Below are 16,642 nucleotides of genomic sequence, written 5' to 3' on the forward strand. Positions count from 1 at the left end.
TCTTTAATATATAAATAAAAAAACTGATATTGAATTTTTATGTTCTACCGATACTAGAAAGTATAGGTTCAAAATAACTTACTTCAGTAAAAAACAATTTAAATAAATACGAAATCAGGTCATAAAGAGAGTTTTTATATTCTTTATGGCTTATTTTTTTTGGAAAACAACTTATTTTTTATTTTTGCTTAAGTGACTTAATTTTTTACGGGGACTTCCGATAGCATAGGAATACTTCAACTGAGGGGAAGAGACCATGGGGATGAAAAATAATAAAAGTTTAGGGAAAACAATTGGTAAAGCAATTTTTGGAATTACATTATTAACAATAATCGTATTAGTGGTCAGTTCTTATATCTCCACTAAGAATCTGTTAACAAAACGAAATCAACTTAGTCAGCAAAGTGCAGTTAACACATTGGTTGCGACTAATAACAGTTTGCAAACTTCAACTGAACAAGAATTGGAAAAATTGGCTGCTGCATCTATGTTCAAACAGGATAAATATGATGCTAAAGCGATTCGCCAAGGGTTGAATGTAACCCGAAAAGGCAATAATCAGTGGATGCATGTTTATTTTGCTTCTACTAAGGGCGAAATGATAACTTTCAATAAATTGCCAAAGGGTTATGATCCGCGTTCCAGACCTTGGTATCAAGATGTTATTAATAAAGTTAATCAAGTTGCATGGACAGCACCTTATAAAGATGCAATTACTGGTAAGATGCTGACAACCGCCTCGATTGCTATTAAGAATGCTCAAGGAAAAACGATCGGTGTTTTAGGAATCGATCTGTCCTATAACAATATTCAAAAAGCGATTTCATCAATGAAGATTGGTCGGACTGGCAGTGTGACGTTAGTTGCTAAGAGTGGAACAGTAATTGCTTCACAGGGCAAATCGAAAAATTATACTTTCAAAAGTGGCAAAGATATCAAAAACGATCCGGTCTTCAAAGCAGTTGCTGCCGCTAAAGGGCACACCGGTACTTTGAAGATAAATAATCGGAATATTGGTGAAGTTTATTATAATAAGCCTGATAACGGTGAATGGTCATTTGCCGTTGTTGATCGTAATGATTTAAGTAGTGAATTGCATTCATTAATTATAATTTCACTAGTCGTGGCAATTGTAATGTTGATAGTTGTTATCCTGTATGCGATTTACACTTCTGCAATTCTTAGAGCGACAGTTTCAGTGTATATCAAACATTTTGCTGCCGCTAGTCAAGGTAAGTTTACTAAAATTCAGCCAGTTGTTGGCGGCAGAACTCTCAACCTATTAAATAATCCAAAGAAAATGGGTGAGAAATTCAGTTCACCAGACAAAAATGGGCAAGAATTTAATCGGATTGCGTATTATTACAACTTAATGGTAGACTCTGTTGGCAAAGCGATTGGCAAAGTTCAGGGTCAAAGTGATAATGTCGCCGAAAAGACGGACTCGTTGTTAGGTCTGTCCCAACAAACTAATAAAGCAACGGGGGAAGTAGCACAGGCAATTACCGGGATTGCTCAGGTTACGACTACGCAAGCTCAAGAAACTTCAGCCAGTGTTGGTCAGCTTAAGAATTTGTCGAGTGTAATCAAAAATATGCATCAGAATGTTAAACAAATGAATGAACGTTCTGCTAATGCCAGCAAACTTAATCAGCAAAATCTTGATATTTCCGGTCAAGTAATTAAGAATTGGGATCAAGAATTAACTAAGATGCAGGAGCTGGAAGTCAGTGTCAGTCATTTGAATGAGCAAGTTAAAAATATTAACAAGATTGTTAATGTAATTAGCGGAATTGCGCGGCAGACCAACTTACTAGCTTTAAATGCTTCAATTGAAGCTGCTGGTGCTGGTGAAGCTGGCAAAGGTTTTGCAGTTGTGGCAACTGAAATTCGCAAATTGTCTGATCAAAGTAAAGATTCAACCAAAGATATCAGCGATATTTTAGATAAGATTAGGATCGATTCAGAAGAGATGGTCAAGAAGATGGATGCTTCTATTTCTGGTGGTCAAGAGCAAACAAAATTACTTGACCAAGCAATCGGTTCCTCTAAGGATGTTTTTGGTGTAAACCAGAAACTTATTCAAGATATCCAAGAAATTGAACAAGCCAGTGGTAAAATTGCTGAGGTTCAAAGTAAGATCGAAGAGAGTTTGGAAAATATCTCAGCTTCAACTGAGGAAAATTCAGCGGGGACCGAAGAAGTTTCGGCTAACTCAGAAGAAGTTCAAGCAACGATGGAAGAATTTACCAATCATGTAGCTGAACTGCAAAAGACAGCTGGTGAGTTGAAGAAAATTGTTACAACATTTGAGTTTGGAAAATAGCTAGGAAAGTTAATCATGAAAAGGGACTGGTTTCTGCCAGTTCCTTTTTTACGTCGGCAAACATGAAAGTTGCTGCCAATAAAAAAACCAGCGCCATTAGACACTGGTCAATACATAGGTTTTCGCAAATCATTTTTATTATTTTAAATTTCATTCAGGGCACAAAAGCAAACTTAGGTCGCGGCATAATGATGAGAGCTGCTAATATTGCAGCAGAATCGAAATAAATATCTAAAGCGGAAGGAGCTATTACATAATGAGCAGCGATTACTAAAGCGATAATCACTAAAGCTACGAACACTCTAACTTTTTTATTCATCATCAATTCCCCCTTTACTCTAGTTACATGATAGCGCTTTCTTTTACTATTGGCAAGCAATCTGGGTTAATTCGAATTTTCATTAATAAATCAGCTTGATTGGTTTGTTTTGCTAAGCAGTAAACAATAAATAATTTAAAATCGTTTCTGGATCATTTTAGATTTGCTAACTGTTAAAAAGCAAAAATTTAGGAAATATTCAGATAATCAGTCAGGGAAACCTTGTATTTCAAGTCTAATTATTTTAAACTAAGAATAGCGTGTGAAACAAACTTTGTTTCACAAATAGGAGCAGAAAACGAAGGGATTAACATGAAACCAGCAGTATTTCAAGCAAAATTGGCAGACCAAGGGATAGTTCTCTCGGGGTGGCAGCAGGAACAATTTGCCGTTTATTATCGTTTGTTGGTCACAACTAATCGACAGGTAAATCTAACTGCATTAACCGCGGAAAGTGATGTTTATTTAAAACACTTTTATGACTCGCTCATACCTAGTTTGATTTTACCGCAGCTTCAGCAAAAGCCACTAATGTTATGTGATGTTGGCGCCGGAGCAGGTTTTCCCTCGATTCCGCTAAAAATTGCTTTCCCGCAACTACATATTACAATTGTTGATTCATTAAATAAGCGAATCAATTTTTTGCATGAGTTGGTGTCAGCTTTGAATTTAAGCAATGTTGAATTGTATCATGCGCGGGCTGAGGAATTCGGTGCTCGTCAAAGTGAATTTCGCGAGAAATTTGATGTTGTAACGGCGCGGGCAGTTGCTTCATTGAATGTTTTAAGTGAGCTATGTTTGCCGTTGACTAAAGTTGGTGGGAAATTTGTTGCTTTAAAGGCCAAAAAGGCTCCCGAGGAAATTGCAGCAGCCACGGCGGCAATTAAATTATTAGGCGGACGGGTTGCGACTGATCAGACGATGGTTTTACCGGAAACTAATGATTTGCGTCATGTGATTGTTGTTGATAAAATAGCTGCCACGCCAACTAAATATCCGCGTAAACCAGGAGTGCCAAATAAAAAGCCGTTGGATTCAGTACCGCATAAGGAGGGGTGATAAATGGCATTTTCATTTTGGAAGGGCAAGCAGGAAGCACCAGCAACCGCTGCACAGGTTCAGCAAATTCCATTGACTCAAATTGTGGCTAATCATTATCAGCCGCGTCAGGTTTTCGATCAGGGAAAGATTGCCGAACTTGCGGCTACTTTGCAGGAACATGGAATGCTGCAGCCAATCATCTTGCGTTTGGCTCCTAACACCAGCAGCAAAAAATACGAAATAATCGCTGGTGAACGTCGCTTCCGGGCAGCTCAGCAATTGAAATGGGAAAAGATTCCAGCAATTGTTAAAGAAATGACCGATACTGAGGCAGCTTCTTTTGCGGTTATCGAGAATTTACAGCGTGAAGGTTTGACCGCCATCGAAGAAGCGCAGGCTTATCAAGAATTGATGGAACTTAATCAATTAAGTCAAAGCCGATTAGCCCAAGAAATTGGAAAGAGCCAATCGTTTGTTGCCAATAAATTACGTTTATTAAAATTGGCACCCTTTGTCAAACAAGCACTATTAAAGCGGGAAATTTCAGAGCGCCATGGTCGCAGTGTGGTTGGCTTACCACCTGAAAGTCAAATTAAAATCATCAAACAGACAATTGATCAGCAGCTGACGGTTAAAGAAACAGAGTCGTTAGTTAAAGCACAAAGTACTACCGTATCTCAAACCAAGTCGACGAAAAAAACTAAACAGCGTAAGTCGGCTAAGGGAAAGACCCGCGATGTTCGAGTAGCAGTCAATACGGTCAAACAATCATTGAAACTAATCAGTGACAGCGGTATTAAGGCAACTATGCGTGAAGAACAGGGACCGGGGTATCATCGAATTATTATTGATCTACCGCTTGAAACTGAAAAATAGGAGGCACCAAATGGGAATTGTAATTGCACTGGCTAATCAAAAAGGCGGAGTTGGCAAAACTACCACTAGTATTAATTTAGGAGCTTGTCTGGCTGATTTAGGCCAGCGGGTTTTATTGATTGATTCTGATGCGCAAGGCAATGCTACCAGCGGGGTTGGAATTCATAAAACGAAGATTGAAAAAGATATCTATGATGTTTTAGTCAATGAATATCCACTTGAAAAGACCATTTTACCAACGGGTCATCCGAATTTTTCAATTGTTCCAGCAACCATTCAGCTTTCAGGAGCTGAAATCGAGCTGACTTCGCAATTAGCTCGTGAATCACGCTTGTTGGAAGCAGTCAAAAAAATTCGCGATCAATATGATTTCATTTTGATTGATTGTCCGCCATCATTGGGATTATTGACGATCAATGCTTTTTGTGCCAGTGATTCGATTTTGATTCCGGTCCAAAGTGAATATTATGCGTTAGAAGGATTAAGCCAGCTGTTGAACACTATCAAGCTGGTGCAAAAACATTTTAACCCTGACTTGCAGGTTGAAGGGGTCTTGATGACGATGCTGGATGCACGAACCAAACTTGGCGTTCAGGTAGTTGAAGAGGTTCGCAAGTTCTTTGGCAAAAAAGTTTATCAGACCTTAATCCCGCGCAATGTCCGTTTATCAGAAGCTCCAAGTTATGGTCAGCCGATCATTGATTATGATCCGTCTTCAAAAGGAGCTCAAGAGTATCAGGCACTGGCTAAGGAGGTGCTGAGCCATCATGACAAATAAGAATAGTAAAGGCTTGGGCCGTGGCATTAACGCATTATTTCAAGATCTGGAACAGGTTAGTCAGGAAGAAGAGGTTATCACTGAACTAAAACTGACTGAGATTCGCCCGAATCCATACCAGCCGCGGAAGAACTTTAATGAAGCTTCACTGGCAGAATTAACGGCATCAATAAAAAAATCTGGTGTTTTTCAACCGATTATTGTTCGTCGCTCCCAAGTCAAGGGTTATGAGATCATTGCTGGAGAGCGGCGTTTTCGGGCTTCAAAGTTGGCTGGAAAGTCAACCATCCCAGCCATTATTCGTCAATTAGAGGAGCCGCAAATGATGGAAATTGCTGTGTTGGAAAATCTGCAGCGGGAAGATTTAACACCGCTTGAAGAAGCGCAGGCTTATGAGATGTTGATGAAGAATCTTAAGCTGACGCAGGCGCAAGTTTCCGAAAGATTAGGCAAAAGCCGACCGTATATTGCTAATTATCTGCGATTGCTCGGGTTGCCGGCTGCGGTCAAAAAATTATTACAGCAACAGCAATTATCAATGGGACAGGCTAGAACTTTGTTGGCTTTGAAGGATAAGCAGCAGGTTGCGGCAGTTGCCCAAAAAACTGTCAAAGAAAACTTGACCGTTCGGCAATTAGAACAATTAGTAGCGCGAATAAATGGTGAAGCTGCCCAAAAAGTAAAAAAGCCGCTCAAAGATTCTTATCGGAAGTTTTATCGACAAAGTGAACATGCATTGCAAGAAAAATTTGGGACTAAAGTTGCCATTAAGGGCAATAGCAAAGCTGGTCATGGTCGGATTGAAATTAATTATTTATCAACCGCTGATTTTAATCGAATTATGGATATTTTAGGAATTTCACTTGATTGAAGTATACTGGGGGGATTTTAAATGACAGTTGATTATAATCTGCACGATATCGTTGAAATGAAAAAGCAGCATCCATGTGGCGTCAACCGGTGGAAAATCATTCGTGTCGGGATGGATATCAAGATCCAATGTACCGGCTGCCAGCATTTGGTAATGATGCCGCGTCGTGAATTTAATCGTAAATTAAAGAAAGTGCTTGAGCCAGCAACTAAACAAGAATGAAAATTTAAGAAAGAGTGAAGAAAAGCATGTCATTAACAGCAGGAATTGTTGGTTTGCCAAATGTCGGCAAATCGACACTATTTAACGCAATTACTAAAGCCGGAGCAGAGATGGCTAATTATCCATTTGCTACAATTGATCCGAATGTCGGAATGGTTGAAGTTCCCGACAAACGGCTGGCACGAATTGATGAATTAATACCAGCTAAGAAAATTATTCATACGACTTTTGAATTTACTGATATTGCCGGAATCGTCAAGGGCGCTAGTCATGGTGAAGGTTTGGGCAATAAATTTTTAGAAAACATTCGCCAAGTTGATGCGATCGTCCATGTTGTGCGAGCTTTTGATGATGATAATATCACGCATGTTAACAATAAAATTGCTCCATTAGACGACATTGAAACGATTAACTTGGAACTGACGATTGCTGATTTGGATAGTGTTAATAAACGCTATGCTCGCGTTGAAAAAGTTGCGCGGACCAAAGACAAAGAGGCAGTAGCTGAATTTGCTGTTTTGCAGAAGATCAAGCCGGTACTGGAAGCAGGAAAACCAGTTCGTTCGTTAGAGTTTGATGAAGATGAACAAAAAATCGTTAAGGGACTCTTTTTATTAACTTCAAAACCGGTGCTGTATGTTGCTAATATTGCTGAAGATGACATGGCCGATCCGATGGCATCAGAATATGTGCAGCAGGTTAAGCAATATGCTGAGCAGGAAGGTTCAGGGATGTTGGCAATCAGTGCTAAAACAGAAGAAGAAATTGCCCAGTTGGATGATGATGACAAGCAGGAGTTTTTGGAAGCTGAAGGGGTCGAAGAATCCGGTTTGGATCGTTTGATCAAAGCTTCTTATAAACTATTAGGTTTAGCAACTTTCTTCACTGCCGGTGGTAAAGAAACCCGTGCTTGGACTTTCAAGCAAGGGATGAAGGCTCCGCAAGTTGCCGGTATTATTCATTCAGACTTCGAACGTGGTTTTATTCGAGCTGAAACGGTATCTTATGCGGATTTAGATAAGTTTGGCAGTATGGCTGCTGTTCGTGAGGCGGGGAAGCTGCGTTTGGAAGGTAAAGATTACCTGGTTCAAGATGGCGATATTATTGAATTCAGATTTAATGTTTAGACAGCGCACAATTTAGAAAGTGGGAAATTTTATGACTGAAAAAAAAGCTGCTGAAGAAACGAAGACAACAGCCGGTGAAAACACAGTTGAAGAAAATAAACAACGTAATCAAAAAGTTGCCCAGCAGCAGGCAGCAAATTTAGAAGAAAAAAAGGCCAAAGAAGTTAAGGTGGTCGTCAGCAAATTTGCTGGTCTGACTAAACGGAGTGAAGACTATTTATTCCGTTTGAATAAAATTTTGGAAGAGCGCCACTATGATCCAGCCAAAAGAGAAGCGATTATTGAAGAATTAACGCTTGAATTGCGTGAAAAGCAATCAAAAGGATTTACTGCTAGAAGATTGTACGGTACGCCAAGTGAAAAAGCTGATTCAATCATTGCGGGGCCGAAAAAAGAAGCTCAACCGGTAACTTTTTGGAAAATGGCCTTGGACAATGGATTAATGATGTTTATGCTTTTTTGTGCTATGTATGCCATTATGGGGATGGTGTCGCCTAAATCAGTTAAAGTCAACGGTGGGGTATTGACGTTATTAGTAACATCAGTTCTAGCTGGTGTCGGCATGGCCTTTTTCTACCAAATGGCTGCCGACCGAAAAGCCAAGAAACAACGCTTACCATTTTGGAAGATGCTGTTATGGTCGTTGATTTTAGTGGTTGTCTGGTTGCTTGTCTTTACCGGAGTTGCTGCAATTCCAGGAATATTGAATGCTGGACTTAATCCGATTGTTTATGCTGTTTTGGCAGTTTTAGTCTTTGGCCTGCGCTATTACTTGAAAAAGAAAATTGGTTTGCGTAGCCAGCCGTTTTAAAATATAAGGATAGTAGGGAAGAGTTATGTCAGTAAAATTCTGGAAATTTATCCAGAACGATAAATGTCGCAATGCATTTCTGCGTTGCTTGATTTTTGCTTCGTTTCTGGTTTTAAGTTATTTTTTTGTCTATCCATTATTAACTAAAGGGGTAGTTTTTAATGGTGATGATGCTTGGTACCATATTGATCGAATTATTGAAATACGTAAAAACTTGCAGCATGGAATTTATCTGCCATTTGTGTATACTTATACTTTTGGTCAGATAGCTTTTCCGTTGGGAATCTTTTATCCGCATATTACGCTAACTGTTTCAGCGGCTATCAGTCTGCTTTTTAAGCATCAAGTGACTGGTATTTATGCGGGAATAGCTTTTTATACATTAGTGACCCTCATTTTAACTTACTGGGTTTGCCGAAAAATTGGTAAAAGTCGTAGTGAAGCCTATGTAGGGGCTGTTTTATATGCCTTTGCAGCTTATCGAACAATCAATGCTTTTAGCCGGTTTGCAATGGGTGAGTATTTGGCAATGACTTTCTTGCCGTTGTGTTTATACGGTTTTTATGCAATTTTAGTTGGAAGAAATAAAGATTGGCCGTATTTAGCAATTGGGTATTCACTGATAATTATGTCGCATGTTTTGACAGCTTTTATTCTAGGTTTATTTATGTTAGTGGTTTGGTTGATAAATCTAGTGGTTTCCAAGCATAAGATAATGCAGCTTAAGTATTTTATTTATGCGGGAATAGCTTCTTTTTTCAGTGCAGCCGTTTTTTTGATTCCTTTTCTTGAACAGGAACTTTTTCAAAAATATGCTCAGCCGAGTCCGCAAAGCTTGTCGCAGACAACCCAACCTTTTTCAAATATATTGATGGCAGCGTTGAATAATAGCATTAATAGCGGACAAGAAGCTGCTTATAGTATTGGTTTTAGTTCGATCATTATTTTGATAGCTGGAGCTGCTTGCTTTAAAAAACTGACAAAATTAGAAAAAAGTAGCTATTTGTTGGCGTTACTGATTTTTATAGCTTCATCGAAAATCTTTCCTTGGAGTTTTTTTCAGAAAACACCATTATCAGTTATTCAATATACTTTCAGACTATTGGTAATTCCAACATTTTTGTATGCAATAGTAGGTGCGGGGATATTCGGAATTATTCGGCAAGAGTATATTAAGCAACCATGGCTCAAATTTTTATTTTTGACAGTGATAGTTGGTGGAATGTTATTTGGTTGGTATAGCAGTCTTTACCAGTTATCAGTTGGTGATTGGTTTAATCAATCCAGCAATTTTTATCGGAATGATAGTAAACCTTTTAATAGAGATGCTTATACAAATCAATATACTCCGAAAAAAAGTTTGCCATATTTGTCAGAAATTCAGCAACATATTGCTATCATTAATGGGAAAAAGGTAACTTTAAAAAAGATTACACCACAACCGAGTGAACTGATTTTTAAAGATAAGTCACTAACTCAAGCTAAAAAAGTTGATTTGCCGGTGGCTTACTACAAAAATTATGTAGCTTATCGAAATGGTCATCGGATGAAACTTGTCAGCAGCAAGCGAAACACGATGTTGGTTAGTTCAAAAGAAACAGGACCAATCATGGTAACTTATCATTATTCAAAAGTTGATATTATAGCTATTATCAGTAGTGTTTTAACTTGGTTGTTTTTTGTGGCAATCTTCATTAGCGGTTGGATCCGAAAGAAACAATATTTTCAGTCTAAAATATCCAGTTGACATCTAGATATTTTAACAGTAAGATACAATTGTATTAATTTTTGATTAACAGTTAATGATATTGGAGGCACTAATGGCTTACTTAATGGAAAAATGTGAATGTATGTGTACTTTGAGACCGAGTAACTCGATTTCACGGTTCATTTGGCATTCCACCATTAAGTAATTGATTGGCGCTGTTTAAATGAAAAAAGTGAAGATCCTGTCTCGGTTCGAGTTTTCGAACGAGAGAGGATTTTTTTAGTTAGTAGCTTTAACTGTTGATCGAGAAAGGAGTTAGCAGAATGTGGGAAATTATTAAAACGGCTTTACCCCAACTGATTGCGGCCGGATTGAAATACACAATTCCAATCGCTTTGATCTCATTTGCAATTGGGTTAGTGATTGCCTTAATAACCGCGCTGATACGGATTTCAACGCGTGGCGGTTTTTTCAAACTGATTAAATTGATTTTTCGTTTCTATGTCTGGTTATTTCGGAGCACTCCCTTGTTAGTACAATTATTTATTGTCTATTTTGGCCTGCCGTACTTGAAGATCAGCGGTTTGGCACCTAATGGCATCAAGTTGGATCCGCTGACAGCCGGAATTATTACTTTCTCTTTAAATACTGGGGCATACTGTTCGGAAACCATTCGTGCCGCAATTTTATCGATTCCTAATGGACAATGGGAAGCAGCTTATTCATTGGGAATGACTAAAGTAAAAGCATTACGGCGAATTATTTTACCGCAAGCGCTGCGGGTATCAGTGCCGCCGTTGGCAAATAGTTTTATTAGTTTGGTTAAAGATACATCATTAGCGGCTTCCATTACGATTGTGGAAATGTTTGAAGTCAGCCAGCAGATTGCTGCTGAAAATTATCAGCCGTTAGTTATGTATTGTCTGGTGGCATTGTTGTACGCAGTCGCCTGCACGATCCTTTCTTGGTTACAGGGTTACTTAGAAAAAGTTACATCGCGTTATGTTGTGGCAGGTCATTGATGAAAGGAAGATTTAATGTTAAAAGTTGAAAAATTGAGTAAGAGTTTCAACGGACATCAAGTTCTCAAAGATTTAACAGTTGATTTTCCTGAACATCAAACAACTGTAATTCTTGGGCCTTCTGGTTCAGGTAAATCAACTTTATTGCGCTCCTTGAATTTGTTGGAACGTCCAGAAGCCGGTAAGTATTATTTTGATCAACAAATTTTTGATTTTGCGAAGGGAATCAGCAGTAAAGATACTTTAGCGATTCGCCGACAAACCGAAATGGTTTTTCAAGGTTATAATTTGTTTCCGCATTTAACAGTATTGAAGAACATCATGGAAGGACCAATTCAAGTTTTGGGCAGTAAAAAAGCCGCTGCCGAAGTACTTGCGCGCCAATTATTGGCAAAAGTAAGTTTAGCTGATAAGGCTGATGCATATCCTAATCAACTATCTGGCGGGCAGGCACAGCGAGTAGCGATTGCGCGTTCATTGGCAATGCAGCCGAAATACATTTTACTGGATGAACCGACCAGTGCGCTTGATCCAGAGTTGGAATTAGAAGTTTTGAAAGTTTTATTGCAATTATCGGAAGAGAAAAAATCATTGGTAATTGTGACACATAATTTGGCTTTTGCCAGCAAAGCCGCTGATAAAATTGTTTTTATAGAAAATGGGCAAGTGTTATTTGATGATTCAAAGCAGGCATTTTTTGCTGCTGAACAGCAGCCGCGAATTAAGGATTTTATTTCAGCTATGACATTTGCTAAGCTTTAAAAAAATTAGGGGAGTTGATTAAATGAATTTCAAAAAATTAGTAAAATTAGGTTCAGTTTTAGTTGGGGCAGCATTATTGACAGTTGGTTTGAGTGCTTGCGGTTCCGGCAGCAAAGCATCGTCTGCGGATAATCTAGGTTTAAACCATAAAGGAACTTTAACAGTTGGGCTAGAAGGAACTTATGCTCCATATTCTTACCGAAAAGACGGTAAATTAACCGGATTTGAAGTTGAACTCGGGAAAGCCTTAGCCAAACAAATGGGGTTAAAAGCCAAGTTTGTTCCAACTAAGTGGGATGGTTTAGTTGCTGGCTTAGGCAGCAGCAAATATGACATAGTTTTAAATGATATTACTAAAACTCCGGCACGAGCTAAAAGTTATCTTTTTTCAAAACCATACATTTATTCACGCTATATTTTAATTACCAGTCAAAATAGAAAAGATATTAATTCGCTTAAAGATCTTAAAGGGCAAAAATTTGCAGAAGGCACTGGGACAAACAATGAACAAGTTGCCAAAAAATTTGGTGCTAAAATTGTTCCATCCGGTGACTTCACGACCAGTATTGCCTTGATCAAGCAGGGACGAGTAGCTGGAACAGTTAATGCTCGTGAAGCTTGGTTGGCATATAAGAAATCAAATCCAACGACTGGATTGAAAGTTAAAAATGTTTCAGCTGAAGAAAAGCCAGCACAAGTAGTCGCATTATTTAATAAAAAATCTACCAAGCTGCGGGGAAAAACTAATCAAGCTTTAGCTAAATTACGACAGAACGGGACCCTTTCACGTCTGTCAAAGAAATACTTTAATGGTGACATTACTAAATAACCATTTAAGACAGCAAGGTGAGGTTGCTGAAAATTTATCCATAATATGACAATAAGAACGTGATTCGATTAGACAGGTATCCGTCTAGTTGAATCACGTTCTTAATTTTAGTTTTTTATTGATTTATATTTTTGGTAATACCGTCTTTAACATTAACGTAGTAGTCACTGCCTAAGTTGTATTTAGCCAGTATCTTTTTGAGGGTACCATCTTTTTTCATTGCATCAAGCTGTTTATTAACTTCATTTAAAAGTGATTTATCTTTGAATCTAACAGCTGCTCCGATTTTACCAGTTTCTTCAGGTGTATAAGGTTTTAAAAGCTTCAATTTCAACGAAGGGTCTTCATGTAATGTATAGTTAGCTACAATTCCATCAGTCACACTGGCAGCAACTTTTCCCGTATTAACTGCGAGCATTAGGTCAGTTTGCTTACCATAAATTTGGACATCTTTGACCTTGCCTTCTTTTTTCCATTTTTCAGCTAAATCTAAGAAAGCCGTACCTTTTTGACCACCGATAACTTTCCCTGATAAATCGCTGATCGAATGAATTGAACTATCCTTGGGAACAACAACAGCTTCGCCTTCTTTGTACCAAACATTAGTGAATAATGCTTTTTGCAAACGATCCTTCCGAATATACATTGCATCAGTTACCATATCAATTGACCCTTTGTTAAGATCAATAATCAAGTTCTCAAAAGGAACTTGTTTCATTACGACTTTCTTAACACCCATTCTTTTGGCAATTTCTTTGATAATGTCAGCATCAACACCGCTGAATTTATGAGTCTTAGTGTCAAGATAAGCAAATGGGGCATCATTTGAAGACCCAACTGTTAAGACACCGGACTTTTTGATTTTAGCTAGAGTTGATTGGTTTGATGAACTATTTTTAGAACTACTGCTGGATTTGGCATTGGAACAGCCAGTTAAAAGTAGAAATGTTACAATTGCAATGCTGCTTAATTTAAGGAACAATAAATAAGTTTTTTTTCTTTTCATATCACAGGATCCCCCTTGTCGTGACAAACTAATTTGAAATATGGAATTTCTTTTCAATTAATTTCATAATATGAGATAGCGGCAGACTAAGAATTAAGTAGACAACAGCCAGAATCGTATAAGATTCAATTGTTTCAAAAGTTTGAGAGGCATATGTTTGTGTTCGCAGCAGCAACTCACTGACAGAAATAACGGCTAATAAAGAAGTATCTTTGATCATCATTACTAGATAATTTCCCAAAACGGGAATACTGTTTCGCAATGCTTGTGGAATGACGATCTTTCTTAAAACTTGTCGGGCAGAAAAACCTAAAGCCAAACCGGATTCTTTTTGCCCACGGTCAATCGTTAAAATCGCAGAGCGAAAGACTTCGGAGATATAAGCTCCATAATTAATTGACAATCCGGCGATCCCAGCAGCTAAAGCAGAAAATTGAATGTTAGGATTTGACATTCCTAAGGACTCAAAAAGGCCATCTAACAGTAACGGTATCACATAGTAAATGTAAAAAAGCTGAACCAGTAAAGGGGTGCCGCGAATGATTTCAACTAAGGTAACAAAAATTCCCCGGCTTATTTTGAGTTTACTGAGGCGGCAAATAGCCACCAGCAAACCGATTAGATTTGCTAGCAAAAAGCTAATTATTGTAGCCTCCAGTACGACTCCGACCCCTTGTATCAGTGAAGGGCCAAGTGTGTGTAGGGCGTCTCCCCATTTTAAATTCATTTGCTAACTTCCCTTCCACTAACTTTATTTTAAATAACGTGCTAAAAATTTTTGAGTGCGTTCATTTTGCGGATTTTCAAAGATTTCGGTAGGCTTTCCTTGTTCAACGATATAACCGCCTTCCATGAAAATGACTCGATCGGCAACTTCACGAGCAAAGCTCATTTCATGAGTTACAACTACCATTGTCATTCCTTCATCAGCCAAGTTTTTCATGACTTTTAGAACTTCTCCAACTAATTCGGGATCCAAGGCAGAAGTCGGCTCATCAAATAAAAGCAGATCGGGATGCATTGCTAATGCTCGTGCAATCGCAACGCGTTGTTTTTGTCCACCAGATAATGAAGCCGGATAAACCAGTTTTTTATTAGCCAAGCCTACTTTGGTTAATAAAGTCAGTGCTTCTTCTTCTGCTTCAGCTCGACTTTTCTTTAATAAACTGATTGGAGCCATCGTAATATTGTCAATAACGTTTTTAAAAGCGAATAAGTAATAACCTTGAAAAACCATGCCAACTTTTTGCCGGTAGGCACTGACATTTAATGAATGATCCAAAACATTTTTTTCTCGATAGTAGATTTTACCGGCAGTTGGCTGTTCAAGTAGATTAATACAGCGTAAAAAGGTACTTTTCCCAGAACCGGAAGGACCAATGATGCAAACTACTTCTCCTTGTCTAACAGTTAAATTAACATCTTTTAAGACGTGGTTTTGACCATAATTTTTTGAAAGGTTTGAGATTTCCAACATTTTCGGGGCAGTTTCAATCATTTTTTCCAACTCCTTTCGAGATGACGGTTACCGGGAACTTAATTCTTGGATGCTTTCTTCAAGAATGGAGAGTCCAACAGTCAATTGTTCATCGGTGATAACGAGCGGTGCCAGAAAACGAATAACATTACTATAAACACCGGCATTTTCTAAAATTAACCCTTTTTTGACACAAAGTTGAATCAGTTGTTTAACAAATTCAGTGGCTGGCTGTTTAGTTGTACGATCAGTTACAAATTCAATACCAATCATGGATCCTAGACCACGGACATCACCAATAATTGGGTATTTTGTTTGCCACTTTTTAAATTCGCGTATGCATCGTTCCCCAATTTTTTGCGATCTTGCTAATAATTGTTCATCTTTGAAAATTTTTAAAACTGCTAAACCGGCAGCACAAGCAACGGCATTCCCACCAAAAGTTCCGCCAATCACGCCGATCGGTACCTGATCCATAATTTTTTGATTGGCAATTACGCCACCTAAAGGTAACCCATCAGCAATAGATTTGGCAGTTGTAATGATGTCTGGAGCAGCCGCGACTGATTTCCAATACTCGCTGGCAAACATTTTTCCAGTACGTCCAAAACCGCATTGAACTTCATCAGCAATTAGTAAAATACCATTTTCATCACATATTTTCCGGATAGCCTTGATCCAAGGTAGTGGTGCAGGGATAAAGCCACCTTCACCTTGCACGGGTTCAAGCACCATTGCAGCAATTTGATCAGCAGGGGAACATTCTTCAAAGACTTTACGCAATCGCGCAAGGTAATAATCTAAGGCATCTGCTGAGCTGATTCCTTTAGGTAACCGATACAAGTAAGGAAAGTCAGCTCGGAAAACACCATTTGCTAATGGCCCAACTCCCTTGGTATATGCTTTTTTGGAAGTCATAGTCATGGTTAACAGTGTTCGACCATGAAAAGCACCCGAAAAAACAATAATATTCGGCCGACCAGTATAAGTTTTAGCAATTTTAATCGCGTTTTCATTAACTTCAGCACCACTATTAGCAAAGAAAACTTTATTTTTACCGTTTCCTTTGACGGGAGCAATTGCGGCTAATTGTTCAGCTAAATTTACATAGCCACTATGAGTAACTATATTGAACATTCCATGCAAGTATTTTTCGCTTTGCTGTTTAATCGCAGCAACTACTTGAGGATGGGCATGCCCCACATTTAGGACGCCAACTCCGCCAACCCAATCTAAGAACAAGTTTCCATCTGGATCTTGAATTATGGCACCTTGGGCTTTTTCCATGACAACTGGATAAGCACAGGAAACACTATTAGGGACATATTCTTTTCGTTTGGCAATGACAGCAGCTGCTTTAGGACCAGGTAATGCTGGCGTAATAATTCTAGGCAATTCAGTATTTAACATTTTAACTAGCACCTCACTTATTGACTAATAATAATTAAAATTTATAATATTGTATTA

Annotated in this window: 17 protein-coding genes; 12 read left to right on the forward strand and 5 right to left on the reverse strand. The window is 38.4% G+C overall.

What is annotated here, in order from left to right:
* The first annotated feature begins 262 nt into the window (after window positions 1–262).
* Window positions 263–2,326, forward strand: a complete 2,064-nt coding sequence (locus tag FC89_RS05935) for a methyl-accepting chemotaxis protein (RefSeq protein ID WP_057871931.1) — start codon at window positions 263–265, stop codon at window positions 2,324–2,326.
* A 154-nt stretch (window positions 2,327–2,480) separates the two neighbouring features.
* Here FC89_RS05935 and FC89_RS12560 read toward each other — a convergent pair whose 3' ends face one another.
* Window positions 2,481–2,645 carry a hypothetical protein gene (locus FC89_RS12560; protein WP_157060672.1) on the reverse strand — a complete coding sequence of 55 codons (165 nt, stop codon included), beginning with the start codon at window positions 2,643–2,645 and terminating at the stop codon, window positions 2,481–2,483.
* Between the two features lie 312 nt (window positions 2,646–2,957).
* On the opposite strand from FC89_RS12560, the gene rsmG reads away from it, so the two are divergent.
* From rsmG to FC89_RS05990, 11 genes are all read left to right on the forward strand, one after another.
* Window positions 2,958–3,704, forward strand: coding sequence for a 16S rRNA (guanine(527)-N(7))-methyltransferase RsmG (rsmG, locus tag FC89_RS05940; RefSeq protein ID WP_057871638.1), 747 nt, complete (start codon window positions 2,958–2,960; stop codon window positions 3,702–3,704).
* Window positions 3,705–3,707: 3 nt separating this feature from the next.
* Window positions 3,708–4,562, forward strand: a complete 855-nt coding sequence (gene noc / locus FC89_RS05945) for a nucleoid occlusion protein (protein WP_057871639.1) — start codon at window positions 3,708–3,710, stop codon at window positions 4,560–4,562.
* A 10-nt stretch (window positions 4,563–4,572) separates the two neighbouring features.
* Complete coding sequence (locus tag FC89_RS05950) at window positions 4,573–5,340, forward strand: ParA family protein (RefSeq protein ID WP_057871640.1); 768 nt, start codon at window positions 4,573–4,575, stop codon at window positions 5,338–5,340.
* Window positions 5,330–6,211 (forward strand): ParB/RepB/Spo0J family partition protein, encoded by an 882-nt coding sequence (locus FC89_RS05955; RefSeq protein WP_057871641.1) that lies wholly within the window; start codon window positions 5,330–5,332, stop codon window positions 6,209–6,211. Before FC89_RS05950 ends, FC89_RS05955 begins: the two co-directional genes overlap by 11 nt.
* Window positions 6,212–6,232: 21 nt before the next feature.
* On the forward strand, window positions 6,233–6,433 hold the full coding sequence (locus FC89_RS05960) for a DUF951 domain-containing protein (RefSeq protein WP_057871642.1): 201 nt from the start codon (window positions 6,233–6,235) through the stop codon (window positions 6,431–6,433).
* Window positions 6,434–6,459: 26 nt separating this feature from the next.
* The gene (gene ychF, locus FC89_RS05965) at window positions 6,460–7,560 is read left to right on the forward strand and encodes a redox-regulated ATPase YchF (RefSeq protein WP_057871643.1); all 1,101 of its coding nucleotides are present in this window, start codon (window positions 6,460–6,462) and stop codon (window positions 7,558–7,560) included.
* 31 nt (window positions 7,561–7,591) lie between these two features.
* A complete protein-coding gene (locus FC89_RS05970) occupies window positions 7,592–8,371 on the forward strand; it encodes a DUF1129 domain-containing protein (protein WP_083485426.1) in 780 nt (259 codons plus the stop codon).
* A gap of 25 nt (window positions 8,372–8,396) precedes the next feature.
* Window positions 8,397–10,118, forward strand: coding sequence for a 6-pyruvoyl-tetrahydropterin synthase-related protein (locus FC89_RS05975; protein ID WP_057871644.1), 1,722 nt, complete (start codon window positions 8,397–8,399; stop codon window positions 10,116–10,118).
* Window positions 10,119–10,402: 284 nt separating this feature from the next.
* A complete protein-coding gene (locus FC89_RS05980) occupies window positions 10,403–11,101 on the forward strand; it encodes an amino acid ABC transporter permease (RefSeq protein WP_057871645.1) in 699 nt (232 codons plus the stop codon).
* 15 nt (window positions 11,102–11,116) lie between these two features.
* The gene (locus tag FC89_RS05985; RefSeq protein WP_057871646.1) at window positions 11,117–11,863 is read left to right on the forward strand and encodes an amino acid ABC transporter ATP-binding protein; all 747 of its coding nucleotides are present in this window, start codon (window positions 11,117–11,119) and stop codon (window positions 11,861–11,863) included.
* 22 nt (window positions 11,864–11,885) lie between these two features.
* A complete protein-coding gene (locus tag FC89_RS05990; RefSeq protein ID WP_057871647.1) occupies window positions 11,886–12,692 on the forward strand; it encodes a transporter substrate-binding domain-containing protein in 807 nt (268 codons plus the stop codon).
* Between the two features lie 115 nt (window positions 12,693–12,807).
* On the opposite strand, the gene FC89_RS05995 is transcribed toward FC89_RS05990, so the two are convergent.
* The 4 genes from FC89_RS05995 to FC89_RS06010 are packed head-to-tail and all read right to left on the reverse strand — an operon-like array spanning window position 12,808 to window position 16,585.
* On the reverse strand, window positions 12,808–13,698 hold the full coding sequence (locus tag FC89_RS05995) for a substrate-binding periplasmic protein (RefSeq protein ID WP_057871648.1): 891 nt from the start codon (window positions 13,696–13,698) through the stop codon (window positions 12,808–12,810).
* A 28-nt stretch (window positions 13,699–13,726) separates the two neighbouring features.
* On the reverse strand, window positions 13,727–14,425 hold the full coding sequence (locus FC89_RS06000; RefSeq protein ID WP_057871649.1) for an amino acid ABC transporter permease: 699 nt from the start codon (window positions 14,423–14,425) through the stop codon (window positions 13,727–13,729).
* A 24-nt stretch (window positions 14,426–14,449) separates the two neighbouring features.
* On the reverse strand, window positions 14,450–15,175 hold the full coding sequence (locus FC89_RS06005) for an amino acid ABC transporter ATP-binding protein (protein ID WP_057871932.1): 726 nt from the start codon (window positions 15,173–15,175) through the stop codon (window positions 14,450–14,452).
* Between the two features lie 48 nt (window positions 15,176–15,223).
* Window positions 15,224–16,585 (reverse strand): aspartate aminotransferase family protein, encoded by a 1,362-nt coding sequence (locus tag FC89_RS06010; RefSeq protein WP_057871650.1) that lies wholly within the window; start codon window positions 16,583–16,585, stop codon window positions 15,224–15,226.
* Window positions 16,586–16,642: the final 57 nt, after the last annotated feature.

The sequence above is a fragment of the Liquorilactobacillus ghanensis DSM 18630 genome (genome assembly GCF_001435235.1).
In the GTDB taxonomy this organism is placed as follows: domain Bacteria; phylum Bacillota; class Bacilli; order Lactobacillales; family Lactobacillaceae; genus Liquorilactobacillus; species Liquorilactobacillus ghanensis.